The organism is Agrobacterium tumefaciens (assembly GCF_005221385.1).
Lineage (GTDB): Bacteria > Pseudomonadota > Alphaproteobacteria > Rhizobiales > Rhizobiaceae > Agrobacterium > Agrobacterium tomkonis.
On sequence record NZ_CP039904.1, the window covers coordinates 586,470 to 601,529 of the forward strand.

Genomic DNA, 15,060 nt, shown 5'->3' on the forward strand with positions numbered 1-15,060 from the left:
CGGCATTCAGACTGGAATAGCCTGCACCGCCGACAGCAGTTCCTTTTGCCCGGCAGCATTTCTTGCGGCGATCTTCCGGACCTCGGCACGGTCGATTTCAACCGGAGTTCCGTTCGCCGCGAAAGGCTGTTTGAAATTGAACGCCTGTGGCGACGGGCCGTGGTCGTGCAGATGCTCGAACCTTCTGACGGCATCCGTCCAGAGGGGATTATCCGCCGCATCCACCCACCATAGAACAAGCGGCGGCCATTTCTGTGGAGTATTCCAGTTGCGTCCGTGCTTCAGGGCCTCCGCATGCACGCCGGAGTAGGAATACGCCATCAGCGATTCGAGATCGCGCCAGAGCGAAAAGGATGAAACACCGCTTGTAGCGCCGTTTTCCTTCAGGAAACGCGGGAAGACCTGCACGCCCCAGCTTGCGGGTCCTGGTTCGCCTTCGTAACCAGACCGACCGATGAAACCTTCCGAGCGTTCGGCGGACATGAAATTCAAAGGTTCGCGCCGGGCAAATCCCGCAACGGCGGGATCATCATAGGCGGCAATCTGTATTCCGAAATTATAGATTGCTACCCGCATACGCAAACTCAGTTTATATCGTCAGGTAACGACGGCAGCGGCGCGATTTCGATGCCCTCGTCCAGCAGGGCCTTGGCTTCCTGCACGGAGGCATTGCCGATGATGCCGCGCTCGTCCGCCTCGCCATAATGGATTTTGCGGGCTTCCTCAGGGAATTTATCCCCGACATCCTCCGCATTGGCGCGGATATTGGCGACGGCCTCGCGGATTTTCGCAATCGCTTCCTTTTTCGCCGTGTCCATGGCGAGCGTCTGGCGTTCATCTTTCTTGCGGGCGGTGGAGACCGAAGGCGCCATCAGAAGTTTGGAGACCTGCACGGAATTGCAGACCGGGCAGGACAGGAAGCCGCGCTGCAACTGATTATCGAAATCGTCGCTACCGGCAAACCAGCCTTCAAACTCATGGCCCTTCTCACAGGCCAGCGCATAACGGATCACGCCGCCTCACCTCCGGCAGGTTTCAGGGGAATAACCCTATCCAGCCCGAATTCGCGGGCATTGCGCAGATTGGGAATTTTTCCGCGCGCAGCCACCACCAGCGCCGTATCGATCTCGGCAAAGATGATCTCTTCCCCGCCGCCGCCGGCCATGGCCAGAACCTTGCCCCAAGGGTCGATGATGATGGAATGGCCGAACGTTTCACGCCCGTCCTCATGCACGCCGGCCTGCGCGGCAGCGATGACGAAAGCGCCGTTTTCAATGGCGCGGGCGCGCAGCAGGATTTCCCAATGGGCCTCCCCCGTCTGGCGGGTGAAGGCGGCGGGCACCGTCAGAACTTCGGCGCCGGCCAGCGCTTCTGCGCGGAAAAGCTGCGGGAAACGGACGTCATAGCAGATAGCAAAGCCGAATTTCGCCAAGGGAAGTTCGGCGATACGCGCCACTTCACCGGGCTCATAGGCAGCGCTTTCGCGCCAGCTTTCGCCATTGTCGAGATCGACATCGAACATGTGGATCTTGTCATAGTTGCAGATGCGCGAACCATCCGGCGCGAAGAAAAATCCTCGATTGGCGATCTTGCCATCCGGCCTGGCAATCGCCGTCGAGCCGACATGGACATGAATACCGAGTTCGCGCGCAAGGCGCGAGGCGGTCGCAACGATGATGTCACCGTCATCATCACGCAGCTGGGCACGAAGCGCCTGTCTGTCCTTCTGGATTGCACCCGTCATTTCCGGGGTCTGCACATAAACAGCGCCTTCCGCCGCAGCGGTGCGCACCAGCCGTTCCATGTCGGCGGCGTTTTTCGCCGGATCAACGCCGGAGCGCATCTGGATGGCGGCAGCCTTGAAACTCATCACATCCTCCGTCGATCGGGCCGATCAGGCAGCCAGCATCGCGTCCAGTTTGCCGGCACGCTCCAGGGCATGCAGATCGTCGCAACCGCCAACAAGCTCGCCATTGATGAAGATTTGCGGAAAGGTCGTTCCGCCGGATTTCTCGATCATTTCCTGCCGGTATTCCGGTGTCGTGGTGGCGTTATACTCCGCATAGTCAACGCCCTTGCTGTCCAGCAGCGCCTTGGCGCGCGCGCAATAACCACAAAAATCCCGCGTATAGATCGTTACCGGTGCCATGTCTTTCAAAGCCTCGCAAACGTGCGATCAGACGCACGGTTTCCTCATGTCATTCAGGCTTCATATAGGCCCGGAAATGGCCATTGCAAAGGTCAAAACTGTCACATCCGCGGCACCTGCCTTGCGCAGAGCGCGGCTTGCCGCACCCACCGTCGCTCCGGTTGTGTAGACATCGTCCACCAGCACCACGCGCTTGCCATGAACATCGGTTTCCCGGCCGGGCGCAAACGAAAAAGCACCGCGCACATTATCCCGCCGGGCAAGTGCGGAAAGCCCCACCTGACGCTCGGTCGGCTTTACGCGCAACAGCGTGCCGGCGAGCAGGGGTTTGCCGGCCGCCCTCGCCAGATGCCGCGCCAGCTCAGCGGACTGATTGAAGCGACGGCGCAGGAAACGATGACGATGTAAGGGCACGGGCACAACGCAATCGCAGGCATCCACCGTTCCGTCGCTTGCCCGCAGCATCCACAGCGCCATCAACCCGGCGAGATCGGTGCGGTCCTGATATTTCAGACGATGCACCAGCTTGCGGGCAGTGCCCTCATGGCTGGCGACGGCGCGCAGGCGATCAAAGGGTGGCGGATCGGCAATTGCCTGCGCACTGACAACGCCTTCGCCATGATCACGCGAAAAGGGGATGCCCAAAACCTCGCAGAAAGGCCGTTCGATGAAGGCAACCTCTCGCCAGCAATCGGGACACAATGCCCCCTCGCCGCCCGTCATGCGATTGCAGCCCGCGCAGGTTGGCGGATAAACCATGCGGAAGGCCGCGCGCAACAGACCACGGGCAGCGGCCGGCACGGTGGCGGACTTCGACATTAAACCCGAAAACAGATCGTCACCAGCACCCATGAGGTTGACTTTAGCGCCGAACGGGTGCCTTTGCGAGAGCGATATGGTCCGGCCAGTGACCGGAAAACGATGCCCCAAGGGGGCATGACAGCAAAGATACGGCCCGCCGATCCCGAAGGCGCTATTGGCCGAGCAGGCAAGACGATGGATATTCTCTTTGACCAGGCCCTGATCGAACAAAACCGCCGCCGGGCATGGAACCGGCGCGACGACAAGGCCCTGTTTCTTCTCGATATGGCAGCTGAAGAACTCGCCGACAGGCTCGCCATTGTCGAGCGCCAATTCGAGACCGCGATCGAACTGCATGGCGGAACCGGCATCACCGCGCAGCGCCTGGCCGCGACGGGCAAGGTGGAGGCAATCCGCCGTATCGAGACCGAGAGCTGTTTTGCCACGGATGGGAATATTCCGCAGGCAGCCTCAATGGAACATCTGCCGCTTGAGGAGGCGTCCGCCAATCTCGTCGTTTCGCCGCTTGCACTGCATCTCACCAATGATACGCCCGGCGCGCTGATCCAGATCCGGCGGGCATTGAAGCCGGATGGCCTGTTTTTAGGCGCCATTCCCGGCAGCGGCACCCTGCATGAACTGCGCGACGTGCTGCTGACGGCGGAGGCGGAACTGACCGGCGGCGCCAGCCCGCGCGTCATTCCCTTCGCCGATGTGCGTGATGTCGGGGCGCTTCTGCAGCGCGCCGGCTTTGCGCTTCCGGTCACCGATTCGGAAACCTATACGGTGCGGTACGATTCGATTTTCCCGCTGATGCGCGACCTGCGCGCCATGGGCATGGCCAATCCCCTGGCAAGCCGCAGCAGAAAACCGCTCAACCGCGCGTTCTTCCTGCGCGCGGCGGAGCTTTACGCAGAACGTTATTCCGATCCGGACGGACGGATAAGGGCGACTTTTTCCATCATTTATGTTTCGGGCTGGGCGCCGCATGAGAGCCAGCAGAAACCGCTGAAGCCCGGCTCCGCCAAGGTTCGTCTGGCCGATGCGTTGAAGACAACCGAGGTGAAACTGTCCTGAGTGGTCGGCCTAAAGGGGTTAAAACTCGGCAAAAGTATCGGCTATGAACTGGAATATGGCATTGATACTGGTGCTGACGGCACTTGCGCCGCCAATAATTCCGACAGAAATCACGGCGACGATCAGACCGTATTCAATTGCGGTCGCGCCGTCTTCGTTTTTGCAGAAATTGATAAAAGAACGCAGCACAGGATATTCCTCATCCACCATCCGGTTTATCCCGCCGGCCGGCACTATGCTTTATTGAAATCGAATATATCTTAAGGCGACGAGTGTGAGGAATCGGTTACGGATGATAGTAAACGATCAGCAACCGCTATCGTTGTTGTAACCGGTCACGACGCAGGGCATTTCCGGCATCGGCTGGGTTATGCTGCGGCGGATGGAATAGGTCTTGCCCATATCGGTTTTCTTGATCGAGCCGGTGCTGATCATGTCATAATTGTCGGGAAACTGAGCCACACGGGTGGATGATTTTCCGGCAAGCATCGGGGTGATGATCAGGGAGAGAGCGATAACGGCTGTGCCGAAAAGCAGCGCGACATTAAGAACGCCGGTGCGACGGGATTTATCGGAATAAGAGTGACGACCTTCCACCGTCTTCCAGAAATCCTCGTTCATGACCAACCTCGTCTCGCGCAGTTTACCGCTTCTTTAGATTAACAATCTGCCAGAGGGTGCTGAACGATCTCTTAACGCAGGCCCGTTTTGGCACGGCAAAGCGGGGTTACAAGGGCGTTTTCACGAAGCTGTTACGCGTAAAGCGGCAGGCGTCGCCTTAAAGCAGATCCTGCAGGAAAGGGATAAGCGGCTCGTCGGCCGGCGGCATGGGGTAGTCACGCAAGGCTTGCGGCTTTACCCATTTGAGCGCCTGCCCTTCCCGCCCATGCGGGATGCCTTCATAACGGCGGCACACATAGAGCGGCATCAGCAGGTGAAAGGTCTCATAAGTATGGCTGGCGAAGGTCAGCGGTGCGAGGCAGGCGACCTTGGTCTTGATACCCAGTTCTTCGTCGAGCTCGCGAACAAGGGTCTCTTCCGGCGTCTCGCCGTGCTCCACCTTGCCACCGGGAAATTCCCAAAGGCCGGCAAGCGATTTGCCTTCCGGACGCTGCGCCAGAAGGATACGGCCGTCCTGATCGAGAAGCGCGCAGGCAGCGACCAGCAGGATTTTTTTGCCCGCCTCACTCATTCTTCTGCACCCTTGTGCCAATAGCGGTAACGATAAGCCTCGGTGAAACCGAATTTTTCATAGAGCGCAATCGCGGCAGCATTGGTGGAAACCACCTGCAACCATGCGCTTTTCGCGCCGCTGATCCTGGCCCAGCGCAGCGCCGAGGCTAAAATCTGCGTGCCGAGACCCTTTTGTCGTTGCGACTTGTCGACATCGAGGGAGATGATGCCGGCAAGATCGTTATCCTGCACGCAAATAACAGTCGCAAGCGGGCGGCCTTCAACTTCTTCGTTGATGAACAGGCCGAGCGTCGGCTTGATGGAACTGACGATCTCGGCAATCGCCGGACGCAGGGCCACATCGCCATCGCTGACCTTGAGACTGGCTTCCACAAAGCGGCCAATATCGTGGCTCGGCAGGCTGACGAGCGTCTCCGGAAGCTCCATGCCGGAAAGATCAGCCGTCATCACCTTGACTTCCTCGAACACGGACCAGCCGTCCTTGACCAGAAAGTCCTTCAGTTGCGGCGGCATCAGCGTTGTTTCGCGTACCACCAGCGGGCGCCCGAAATCCTCAAAACGTTTGCGCGCCTTTTCCAGCCGCACCGCGCTGTTGCCATAGTCGGAGGGATCCAGCGGCACTACGCAGTTGATGCGCTTGGAGGGATGCGAACCCGTCAGGCGGATTTGCCAGCTGCCGTCATAAATTACCGACGAGGCAGGCCATGCCCGGAAGCTGACGGCTTCCAGACGGCGAACCAGCGGCAGATTGACGGCCTTGTTGTCCTGCATTCTCTTCGGCTCCAACGGTCAGCTCCGGTAGTCGCCGTTGATCGCAACATATTCCTTGGTCAGGTCGCAGGTCCAGACCGTGGCCGTACCCTGGCCGAGACCGATATCCACCTTCACCGGAATGTCTTCCAGCCGCATCACGGCGGTGGTCTCCACTTCCGAATAATCCGGGTCGCGCTCGCCATTCACGGCCACGCGCACGCCGCCGAACCAGATGGCGAGGCGGTCGCGATCAGCCATTTCGCCTGATTTGCCAACGGCCATGACGACACGACCCCAATTTGCGTCTTCACCTGCAACGGCAGTTTTCACCAGCGGTGAATTGGCGATGGAAAGGGCGATCTTTTTGGCGGCGGCATCGTTTTCCGCGCCGGTGACGGTGACTTCCACCATCTTGCGTGCGCCCTCACCGTCACGCACCACCTGCAGCGCCAGATCCTTCAGGAGATCATTGAGGGCGGTACGGAAGGAGGAGAGGCGCTCATCATCGGCGCTCGTCACCTTCACCTGGCCGTCCTCAGCCGCCGCACCGGTGGCAAACAGCATCAGCGTGTCTGACGTGGACGTGTCGCTATCGACGGTCACGGAATTAAAGGTCGGGCCGACACCGGCCGAAAGCAGGGATTGCAGCGCGGCAGGCTCAATATCGGCATCCGTCACCACAAATGAGAGCATCGTCGCCATATCGGGGGCAATCATGCCCGCCCCCTTGGAAATACCGTTGATCGTCACGATCACGCCGCCGATCTCGGCTGTGCGGGTCGCGACCTTGGGATAGGTGTCGGTCGTCATGATCGCCTTGGCAGCTTCCTGCCAGAAATCGGCTTCCGCCCTAACGTTCATGTCGCCGAGAACACCCGCAAATTTTGAGGCGTCCAGCGGTTCGCCGATCACCCCGGTCGAAGCCAGAAACACTTCACCTTCAGAGCAGCCGACGGCAGCGGCGGCGGATTTCGCCGTCAGCTCGGTTGCGGCCTTGCCCTTGATACCGGTGAAGGCATTGGCATTGCCGGAATTGACCACCACGGCACGTGCTGCGCCGCCGCCGAGATTGGCGCGGCAAAAATCGACCGGGGCCGAGGGGCATTTCGATTTGGTGAAAACGCCGGCCACACTTGCCGGCTTGTCGAACACCATCAGCAGAACGTCGGTGCGGTTCTTGTACTTGATGCCGGCAGCGGCCGTCGCCATGCGAACGCCGCGCAGCGCAGGCATGTCGGGATAGGATTTCGGAGCGAGCGGGGAAACGGCAACGGACATGGGAAGCGCCTGAAATTCTGGAAATGGGAGGTATGGAAGTGCCGGAGATGAAACGGGGCGGCCTCACAGCCGCCCCGTAACGTGGGTATTTATTACTGCTGCGGCTGCTGAGCCTGCTGTTCCTTCGTGGCTTCGTCGTAGCCCTTCTTCAGCGTCTCATCCATGATTTCGATCTTCTGGTCAGCCTTTGCCTTCTCGATGAGGGCAACGTACTTGTCACGCATGACAAGCTGACGAACCTGCGGCTCGACCTGCTCGAAAGCCGGCGGCGGGGCGATGCGCTTGTCTTCCAGCTTGATGACGTGGAAGCCGAACTGCGTCTTCACCGGGGTCTTGGTGTAGGCGCCCTTTTCGAGGCCGAAGGCGGCTTCTTCGAATTCCGGCACCATGCGACCCTTGCCGAACCAGCCGAGATCGCCACCGTCATCCTTGTTGGAATCGGTCGACTTTTCCTTGGCGAGTGCGGCGAAATCCTTGCCCGAATCAAGCTGCTTGATGATGTCCTTGGCGTCGTCTTCGCTGGCGACGAGGATGTGGGCAGCCTTGATTTCTTCTTCCTGCGGCAGGGCTGCGACTTCCTTGTCGTAGCGCGCCTTCACTTCGTCAGCGGTAACGGCATCAACCACATGCTTGCGGAAATAGGCATTGTGCAGCTCACGGTCCTGAATGAATTCCATGCGCTTCTTGAAGTCCTCGGTCTTTTCGAGGCCTTCTGCGCTGGCGTTCTTCACGAGAAGCTTGACGTCGATCGCGCCGGAAAGGGCTGCAACCTTCTTCTGCTCGTCGGGAAGCTGCGCGAGCTGCGGATCGAGGTTGCCCATGGCGAGGTCGAGTTCGGACTGGTGGATTTCCAGATCGCCGACCTTGGCGACAACCTTGTCTTCCTGTGCAAAAGCCGGAAGCTGGAGGCCGAGCGTGGCCACAATCACCGCAGCCGCAATTTTATTATAGCGCAACATTTTGAACCTTTCGGGGACAATGCCGGCTCCAGACATGGTTTCCGGCTCTGAAAAAACTTCCAAACACCGGATTGTGGCCATTCTGTAACGGGCAGAACCGTTGACATCATTTGCCCCCCCTCTTATCTGTCACGCAACCTCGCGTCCAGATACGTTGAAGGGCGAAGTCCGTCATTTGTTGCTGAAATCAGCGTGACGGAGAAAAGCGCCCGCGAAAACGGAATTTCAGAAAGGGCCAGTAAGATGGTCAGTCTCGGCGGAATAGCCCGCAAGTTGTTCGGTTCGGCAAATGAACGCCGCGTCCGCTCCTATAAAAGCAAGATCGCAGCCATCAATGCGCTGGAAGAGGCCACCAAGGCTTTGTCCGATGAGGCGCTGGCGGCAAAGACGGCGGAGTTTCGCCAGCAGCTTGCCGACGGCAAATCGCTGGACGATCTTCTAATCCCGGCTTTCGCTGTCGCCCGTGAGGCGTCGCGCCGTGTTCTGCACATGCGCCCCTTCGACGTGCAGCTGACCGGCGCCATGATCCTTCATGGCGGCGCCATCGCCGAAATGAAGACGGGTGAAGGCAAGACGCTGGTGGCGACCCTTGCGGTCTACCTCAACGCACTCGCCGGCAAGGGCGTGCATGTCGTCACCGTCAACGACTATCTCGCCAAGCGCGACGCGGCCACGATGAGCAGGCTATATGGCTTCCTCGGGCTGACGACCGGCGTCATCGTGCACGGTCTGGACGACGACCAGCGCCGCGAGGCCTATGCCTGCGACATCACCTACGCGACGAATAACGAGCTCGGCTTCGATTATCTGCGCGATAACATGAAATACGACCGCGCCCAGATGGTGCAGCGTAGCCACAACTATGCGATCGTCGATGAAGTCGACTCGATCCTCGTCGATGAGGCGCGCACGCCGCTCATCATCTCCGGCCCGCTGGACGACCGCTCCGACCTCTACAACACCATCGACGCCTTCATTCCGCTTTTGTCGCCGGAAGACTACGAAATCGATGAAAAGCAGCGCTCGGCCAACTTCTCCGAAGACGGCACCGAAAAGCTCGAGAACCTGCTGCGGCAGGCGGGTCTGCTGAAGGGCGAATCGCTTTACGACATCGAAAACGTCGCCATCGTTCACCACATCAACAATGCGCTGAAGGCCCACAAGCTCTTCACCCGCGACAAGGACTACATCGTCCGCAACGACGAAATCGTCATCATCGACGAGTTTACCGGCCGCATGATGCCGGGCCGCCGTTATTCCGAAGGTCAGCACCAGGCTCTGGAAGCCAAGGAAAAGGTGCAGATCCAGCCGGAAAACCAGACGCTTTCCTCCGTCACCTTCCAGAATTATTTCCGCATGTACGCAAAGCTCGCTGGCATGACCGGTACGGCTTCGACGGAAGCGGAAGAGTTCGGCAACATCTACGGCCTCGATGTTATCGAAGTGCCGACCAACCTGCCGATCCAGCGTATCGACGAGGACGACGAGGTTTACCGCACCGGCGAGGAGAAGTTCCTCGCGATCATCACCGAGATCAAGGCGGCGCATGAGCGTGGCCAACCGGTTCTGGTCGGCACGACGTCGATCGAAAAATCCGAGCTTCTGGCCCATATGCTGCGCCAGTCCGGCTTTACCGATTTCCAGGTTCTGAACGCCCGTTACCACGAGCAGGAAGCCTATATCGTTTCGCAGGCCGGCGTTCCCGGCGCCGTCACCATCGCCACCAACATGGCTGGCCGCGGTACTGACATCCAGCTCGGCGGCAACGTCGACATGCGCCTTGAGCGCGAACTGGAAGGCATGGAGCCGGGCCCTGAGCTTGACGCGAAGGAAGAAGCGATCCGCGCCGAAATCAAGGTGCTGAAGGAAAAGGCCCTCGCTGCCGGCGGTCTTTACGTCATCGCCACCGAGCGCCACGAAAGCCGCCGTATCGACAACCAGCTGCGCGGTCGTTCCGGCCGTCAGGGTGACCCGGGCCGCTCGAAATTCTATCTGTCGCTCCAGGATGACCTGATGCGCATCTTCGGCTCCGAGCGCATGGACTCGATGCTGCAGAAGCTCGGCCTCAAGGAAGGCGAGGCAATCGTCCATCCGTGGATCAACAAGGCGCTGGAACGCGCCCAGAAGAAGGTCGAAGCCCGCAACTTCGAGACCCGCAAGAACCTTCTGAAATATGACGACGTGCTGAACGACCAGCGCAAGGTGATCTTCGAGCAGCGCCTCGAACTGATGGAAGCCGACAATATCGGCGAAACCGCAGCTGACATGCGCAACGAGGTCATCGAGACGCTCGTCACCAAGCATGTTCCGGAAAATGCCTATGCCGAACAGTGGGACATCGCTGGCCTGAAGGCCGGTATCGCCCAGTTCCTGAACCTCGACCTGCCGGTGGAGGAATGGGCCAAGGAAGAAGGCATCGCCGAGGACGACATTCTCCAGCGCGTCACCGAGGCGGCCGACAAATATGCCGCCGAACGCGCGGAACGTTTCGGCCCTGAAATCATGACCTATGTCGAACGCTCGGTCATTCTCCAGACGATCGACCATCTGTGGCGCGAACATATCGTCAACCTCGACCACCTTCGCTCCGTCGTCGGTTTCCGTGGTTACGCCCAGCGCGATCCGTTGCAGGAATACAAGGCGGAAGCTTTCGAGCTGTTCCAGGCACTGCTTGCCAATCTGCGCGAAGGCGTTACCGCCCAGCTGATGCGCGTGGAACTGGTGCAGCAGGAACCACAGCAGCCGGAACTGCCGGAAATGACCGCCCATCATCTCGACCCCGTCACCGGCGAGGACGAGATGTCGTATAGCGCACCCGTCGCTTTGGTGCCGGCCGAGGAGCGTGATCCGAACAACCCCGCCAGCTGGGGCCGTATCGGGCGCAATGAAATGTGCCCCTGTGGATCGGGCAAGAAATACAAACATTGCCACGGTGTTTACGAACAGGCGTAAACCGCAGCCCCATTTTTGATAGCGATCGTCCGTAACCCCGTGTTACGGACGATTTTCTTTACGCCCGTTCATTGCTGTTGACGGATATCAGCGATTTCCAATATGGGAGCCTGACCATCTTCCAGAAAACGCTTTCATGAGCGTATCCGGTCCAGATGGAAGCGTCGGACGGGCTCACGATATTTGTTTTTTGCGCATTTTCCGGACGTAAACCGCTAAGCACTTTTGACGGAAATGCTCCATGGCTCCTCGCGATCTCGCCGCCTATATTTTTCTCGCGCTCGCATGGGGAATGTCTTTCCTGCTGCTTCTGCATGTCGTTGCGGCCTTCGGCTGGATCGGTGCCGTCACGCTTCGCTCGCTTGTCACCGCCGTCACCCTCTTTCTCATCGCGCGAGCCGCGCGCCGCAAACTCGCATTTTCCGCCAGCTGGCGTGCCTTCACCGTCGTTGGAGCGACAACGGTTGCCGGGCAGCTGATCGGCCTTTCTTATGCGACACCGCTGGTCGGCACCGCCATGGCTGCCATTCTGGTGGCGACAATCCCGCTTTTTTCCATGCTCATCTCGCAAATATGGGGGCTTGAGCGGCTGACGCGACAGGGTGTCGCCGGCCTTGTCATCGGCTTTGCCGGCATCATCCTGCTCGTTGGTTTTCCCGCCGTTCCCGTCACAACCGGTTTCATCATCGGCTGCGCCGCCGCTGTCGCCGCCTGCATCTGCGCCGCCTATGGCAGCAATTATGCCAGCCGCTACCTGAAAGGCGTTGGCTCCTGGGAAATCACCATCGGCTCCTTTCTGGCGGGCGGCCTGATGACCCTGCCGCTTCTTCTGGCCGTGCCATTGCCCGGAACGCCGGTTCTCATCGATTACGGCTACCTTTTGATACAGGCGGTGGTCATGAGCGGCCTGACCTACATCACCTATTTCCGGCTGGTCTCCAGAATCGGCGCGACGAAGACCATCAGCGTTGAATTTGCCGTAACCGTCGTGGCAGTTCTTATCGGCGCTCTGGTACTGGACGAGCCATTGTCGCTTCCCCAGCTTTTGGGCGCGGGCATCATCATTTTGGGCTGCGCGCTCGTGCTCGACCTTTTGCCCAAGAAAAAAGCGCCGCCCACGCCATCCGGTGCATGAAGAGTTTATTAGCGTTTTCCACTAATAGTCGTGGCGGCTACCGCTGATCACGCGTGATCGCGTTTGCGACGCGAGGGGAAAATGCAACCGGGCAAGTCAGATTATGAGCATTATTGGGATCCCTTGCGGGCTCTCCTCATGCTGCTCGGCATTCCCTATCACGCCTCCCTGCTCTACAGCCACGCCCTGCCCTGGGATATCAAGGATTTTGAGACCAGCCCGGTCCTGACGGCACTTGGCGCGGCGCTCGTCACCTTCCGCATGCCGGCGTTTTTTCTGGTGGCCGGTTATTTTTCCGCCATGGTCATCGGCAAGAAGGGCAAAGCGCCGTGGCTCAGGCAGCGTTTCCTGCGCCTTGGGCTGCCGTTCATCGTGGCCGTGCTGATACTGGGACCGCTGCAACTTTTCCTGCTGCAGCTGGCTGGCATCGCCAAGGGTGATATCCCCGCCGATCGGCTGATGCAGAGCCTGCCGGGTCTGTTGCGCCCAAGCGAACAATGGATCATGCATCTGTGGTTTCTGCCCGCCCTCGTTGCCTATTCCGCCCTGCTTGCCGGCCTGTTGTTCCTCGCGGAACGCCCGCCACTGGCATATGCCAGAGACTGGTTCGGCAGGGCGCGGGCAGGTTATCCGACCCTGTTTTTTGTCGCGCTTTGCGCCTTGCCTGTTCTGTGGGAGCTGATGGTCTATGGCTCAGGCCTGCTTGCGGGGAAAACCGGAAATAGCCTGTTTAGCCTCTACGAACGGGCCTCCGATCCCTACGCGCGCTATCTACCGTTCTTTCTCATCGGGGCGCTGTTGAACCGCGACCGGGTTCTCTTTCACCGCTTTCGCCAAACGGGGGCCCTCACCGGTATTATCGCCTTCGGCGCCATCGCAACAGCCGTGACGCTGCGGCTGCAAAATCCCTTTTCCAGTTCGACCATGCTCGTGCTGGTTTCGGCGATTGCGGCGGTGGCGGCAAGCCGCCTGCTGATTGACCTCGCCTGCCGTTATTTCGACAGGCCAAGCCGGATTGCCGGACGGATGACGGATGCCTCTTTCACCATCTACCTGTTTCATCACCCGCTGATTTACGCTTTCGGCACGCTTTTCATCCTGATCTCGCTGCCGCCCCTCCTCGAATTTACAATCATCGTCGCGGCGACGACCGCTACGGCCTATCTGCTGCATCAGGTGATACGCCGCAGTCCGCTTGCGCTTTTTCTTCTCAACGGCACCCGCAAGCCGCGGGCGGCAAACGACATCGGGACAGGCGCCGCCACCTCCCAAACCCTTCGTTAAGGATAAGGCGGTTACAATCCGGCTGCCTATTTAACTGGAAATGATGGCGTGTGGATCATGGCTATCCTCAACACGGCCGAAAAAGCCTTACCCGCAGGCCTGCGCGCGAAGCTCTCGCCGCTGGGAGCGAAAATCGCCGTCCTCGTTTCCGCACGCGATGATGTTTCCCGCGCTCAGCGCATGGCGCTGGTTGCCTTTGCGGTGCGCATCGTCAGCGCCGGCATCGCCTTCATCTCCCAGATCATCCTGGCGCGCCTGATGGGTGAGTTCGAATACGGCCTCTTCGCCTTTGTGTGGGTTCTGGTGATCCTGTTCGGCAATCTCTCCTGCCTCGGTTTCCACACCACCGTTATCCGCTTTTTACCTGGCTATCGTCTTGAGGACGCCCATGACAAGATCATGGGGCTGACCTCAACGGCACGCATTTTCGCCATGCTTTCGGCCAGCACGCTGGCGCTTTGCGGCTTTGTTTTCCTGTATTTCTTTGGTGAGCGTATCGCCGCCTATTACCTCATTCCCGTTGCACTGGCGCTTTTCACCCTGCCGATGGTGGCGCTTGGTGATGTGCTGAACGGCACTGCGCGCGCCAATGGCTGGGCGATCTCGGCCCTCAGCCCCACCTATATCGTTCGCCCGGTGCTGATATTGCTGTTCATGCTGGTGGCGATCGGGCTTGGTGCAGAAAAAACTGCGACAACGGCCATGCTCGCCGCGCTTCTCGCCACCTATGTCACCACGCTGTTCCATTTCGCTTTCCTCAACCGACGGCTCAACCGGAATTTCCGCAGCGCCGCCCGGCGGATCCATTTCAGCCACTGGATGCGGTTTGCCTTTCCCGTGTTCCTGATTGACGGTATCGGCTTCCTGATGACCAATTCCGACGTGGTGATCGTCGGCCTCTATCTGCCGCCGGATCAGGTCGGCATTTATTTCGCAGCGGCAAAAACCATCGTGTTGATGCAATTCGTGTTTTTCTCCGTGCAGGCGGCTGCAGCCCCACGCCTGGCTGCCCTGATTTCCGCCAATGACCGGCAGGGGCTTGCGGGTTTTGCCAGCCAGGCGGCACGCTGGGCCTTCTGGCCGTCGCTTGCCGTCGGCAGCGTTGTGCTTCTGGCCGGCCCATTCCTGCTGTCATTGTTCGGCCCCGGCTTCGTTCAGGGTTATCAGCTGATGTTCTTCCTCTTTGCGGGCTTCCTGGCAAAAGCGCTGATCGGCCCGGGCGAAACCTTGCTGAATATGGCCGGCAAACAAAAATTGTGCGTCGCGCTTTATATTATTATCTTTGGTTGCAACATTGCACTCAACATGGCGCTCATTCCGGTCTATGGTCTGGCAGGGGCTGCGGCAGCGGTCGCAATAGCCATGTGCATAGAAGCTGTGCTATTGCATATTGCCATTCGCCACACACTCGGGATCGTCCTTTTTGCCTTCAACGATCCCCGGGCGGGTCAAGACACTGGGAAGGCGGTGTAACGATA

General features: G+C 59.3%; 16 protein-coding genes. 5 read left to right on the forward strand and 11 right to left on the reverse strand.

The features are described 5' to 3' along the window. Positions 1-6: 6 nt before the first annotated feature. From CFBP6623_RS17865 to CFBP6623_RS17885, 5 genes are read right to left on the reverse strand one after another with little or no spacing between them, the layout of a single operon-like run. Entirely contained in the window at positions 7-576 is a 570-nt protein-coding gene (locus CFBP6623_RS17865) for a DUF3291 domain-containing protein (RefSeq protein ID WP_046801876.1), read from the reverse strand. Between the two features lie 8 nt (positions 577-584). Further along, a complete protein-coding gene (locus tag CFBP6623_RS17870; protein WP_046801875.1) occupies positions 585-1,013 on the reverse strand; it encodes a DUF1178 family protein in 429 nt (142 codons plus the stop codon). Further along, positions 1,010-1,870 (reverse strand): carbon-nitrogen hydrolase family protein, encoded by an 861-nt coding sequence (locus tag CFBP6623_RS17875; RefSeq protein ID WP_046801874.1) that lies wholly within the window; start codon positions 1,868-1,870, stop codon positions 1,010-1,012. Before CFBP6623_RS17875 ends, CFBP6623_RS17870 begins: the two co-directional genes overlap by 4 nt. Before the next feature lie 24 nt (positions 1,871-1,894). After that, complete coding sequence (gene grxC / locus CFBP6623_RS17880) at positions 1,895-2,149, reverse strand: glutaredoxin 3 (RefSeq protein ID WP_046801873.1); 255 nt, start codon at positions 2,147-2,149, stop codon at positions 1,895-1,897. Between the two features lie 60 nt (positions 2,150-2,209). Next, positions 2,210-3,001 (reverse strand): ComF family protein, encoded by a 792-nt coding sequence (locus CFBP6623_RS17885; RefSeq protein WP_046801872.1) that lies wholly within the window; start codon positions 2,999-3,001, stop codon positions 2,210-2,212. Between the two features lie 144 nt (positions 3,002-3,145). On the opposite strand from CFBP6623_RS17885, the gene CFBP6623_RS17890 reads away from it, so the two are divergent. Beyond that, positions 3,146-4,027 carry a methyltransferase domain-containing protein gene (locus CFBP6623_RS17890; RefSeq protein WP_046801919.1) on the forward strand — a complete coding sequence of 294 codons (882 nt, stop codon included), beginning with the start codon at positions 3,146-3,148 and terminating at the stop codon, positions 4,025-4,027. A gap of 18 nt (positions 4,028-4,045) precedes the next feature. Here the strand turns inward: CFBP6623_RS17890 and CFBP6623_RS17895 are convergent, their stop codons facing one another. The 6 genes from CFBP6623_RS17895 to CFBP6623_RS17920 form a co-directional block, all read right to left on the reverse strand. Further along, positions 4,046-4,237 carry a Flp family type IVb pilin gene (locus CFBP6623_RS17895; RefSeq protein WP_046801871.1) on the reverse strand — a complete coding sequence of 64 codons (192 nt, stop codon included), beginning with the start codon at positions 4,235-4,237 and terminating at the stop codon, positions 4,046-4,048. A 96-nt stretch (positions 4,238-4,333) separates the two neighbouring features. After that, positions 4,334-4,648, reverse strand: a complete 315-nt coding sequence (locus CFBP6623_RS17900) for a hypothetical protein (protein WP_046801870.1) — start codon at positions 4,646-4,648, stop codon at positions 4,334-4,336. A 157-nt stretch (positions 4,649-4,805) separates the two neighbouring features. Further along, on the reverse strand, positions 4,806-5,219 hold the full coding sequence (gene mutT / locus CFBP6623_RS17905; RefSeq protein ID WP_046801869.1) for an 8-oxo-dGTP diphosphatase MutT: 414 nt from the start codon (positions 5,217-5,219) through the stop codon (positions 4,806-4,808). Further along, a complete protein-coding gene (locus tag CFBP6623_RS17910; protein ID WP_046801868.1) occupies positions 5,216-5,992 on the reverse strand; it encodes a GNAT family N-acetyltransferase in 777 nt (258 codons plus the stop codon). Before CFBP6623_RS17910 ends, mutT begins: the two co-directional genes overlap by 4 nt. Positions 5,993-6,010: 18 nt before the next feature. Next, the gene (gene argJ, locus CFBP6623_RS17915) at positions 6,011-7,252 is read right to left on the reverse strand and encodes a bifunctional glutamate N-acetyltransferase/amino-acid acetyltransferase ArgJ (protein ID WP_046801867.1); all 1,242 of its coding nucleotides are present in this window, start codon (positions 7,250-7,252) and stop codon (positions 6,011-6,013) included. A 92-nt stretch (positions 7,253-7,344) separates the two neighbouring features. Beyond that, positions 7,345-8,211, reverse strand: coding sequence for a peptidylprolyl isomerase (locus CFBP6623_RS17920; RefSeq protein WP_046801918.1), 867 nt, complete (start codon positions 8,209-8,211; stop codon positions 7,345-7,347). A 243-nt stretch (positions 8,212-8,454) separates the two neighbouring features. Here CFBP6623_RS17920 and secA point away from each other — a divergent pair, with 243 nt between their 5' ends. The 4 genes from secA (at position 8,455) to uppV (ending at position 15,055) form a co-directional block, all read left to right on the forward strand. Further along, the gene (secA, locus tag CFBP6623_RS17925) at positions 8,455-11,163 is read left to right on the forward strand and encodes a preprotein translocase subunit SecA (protein WP_046801866.1); all 2,709 of its coding nucleotides are present in this window, start codon (positions 8,455-8,457) and stop codon (positions 11,161-11,163) included. A gap of 241 nt (positions 11,164-11,404) precedes the next feature. After that, a complete protein-coding gene (locus CFBP6623_RS17930) occupies positions 11,405-12,298 on the forward strand; it encodes a DMT family transporter (RefSeq protein WP_046801865.1) in 894 nt (297 codons plus the stop codon). A gap of 81 nt (positions 12,299-12,379) precedes the next feature. Continuing rightward, positions 12,380-13,582, forward strand: a complete 1,203-nt coding sequence (gene mdoC, locus CFBP6623_RS17935) for a glucans biosynthesis protein MdoC (RefSeq protein ID WP_080842823.1) — start codon at positions 12,380-12,382, stop codon at positions 13,580-13,582. Between the two features lie 57 nt (positions 13,583-13,639). Beyond that, the gene (uppV, locus tag CFBP6623_RS17940; protein WP_046801863.1) at positions 13,640-15,055 is read left to right on the forward strand and encodes a Wzx-type polysaccharide biosynthesis protein UppV; all 1,416 of its coding nucleotides are present in this window, start codon (positions 13,640-13,642) and stop codon (positions 15,053-15,055) included. Positions 15,056-15,060: the final 5 nt, after the last annotated feature.

Coding starts and splice junctions, on each gene's coding strand:
- CFBP6623_RS17865 (WP_046801876.1), bottom strand. CDS start 576: ATGCGGGTAGCAATCTATAATTTCGGAATACAGATTGCCGCCTATGAT.
- CFBP6623_RS17875 (WP_046801874.1), bottom strand. CDS start 1,870: ATGAGTTTCAAGGCTGCCGCCATCCAGATGCGCTCCGGCGTTGATCCG.
- grxC (WP_046801873.1), bottom strand. CDS start 2,149: ATGGCACCGGTAACGATCTATACGCGGGATTTTTGTGGTTATTGCGCG.
- CFBP6623_RS17885 (WP_046801872.1), bottom strand. CDS start 3,001: ATGGGTGCTGGTGACGATCTGTTTTCGGGTTTAATGTCGAAGTCCGCC.
- CFBP6623_RS17890 (WP_046801919.1), top strand. CDS start 3,146: ATGGATATTCTCTTTGACCAGGCCCTGATCGAACAAAACCGCCGCCGG.
- CFBP6623_RS17895 (WP_046801871.1), bottom strand. CDS start 4,237: ATGGTGGATGAGGAATATCCTGTGCTGCGTTCTTTTATCAATTTCTGC.
- CFBP6623_RS17900 (WP_046801870.1), bottom strand. CDS start 4,648: ATGAACGAGGATTTCTGGAAGACGGTGGAAGGTCGTCACTCTTATTCC.
- mutT (WP_046801869.1), bottom strand. CDS start 5,219: ATGAGTGAGGCGGGCAAAAAAATCCTGCTGGTCGCTGCCTGCGCGCTT.
- CFBP6623_RS17910 (WP_046801868.1), bottom strand. CDS start 5,992: ATGCAGGACAACAAGGCCGTCAATCTGCCGCTGGTTCGCCGTCTGGAA.
- argJ (WP_046801867.1), bottom strand. CDS start 7,252: ATGTCCGTTGCCGTTTCCCCGCTCGCTCCGAAATCCTATCCCGACATG.
- CFBP6623_RS17920 (WP_046801918.1), bottom strand. CDS start 8,211: ATGTTGCGCTATAATAAAATTGCGGCTGCGGTGATTGTGGCCACGCTC.
- secA (WP_046801866.1), top strand. CDS start 8,455: ATGGTCAGTCTCGGCGGAATAGCCCGCAAGTTGTTCGGTTCGGCAAAT.
- CFBP6623_RS17930 (WP_046801865.1), top strand. CDS start 11,405: ATGGCTCCTCGCGATCTCGCCGCCTATATTTTTCTCGCGCTCGCATGG.
- mdoC (WP_080842823.1), top strand. CDS start 12,380: ATGCAACCGGGCAAGTCAGATTATGAGCATTATTGGGATCCCTTGCGG.
- uppV (WP_046801863.1), top strand. CDS start 13,640: ATGGCTATCCTCAACACGGCCGAAAAAGCCTTACCCGCAGGCCTGCGC.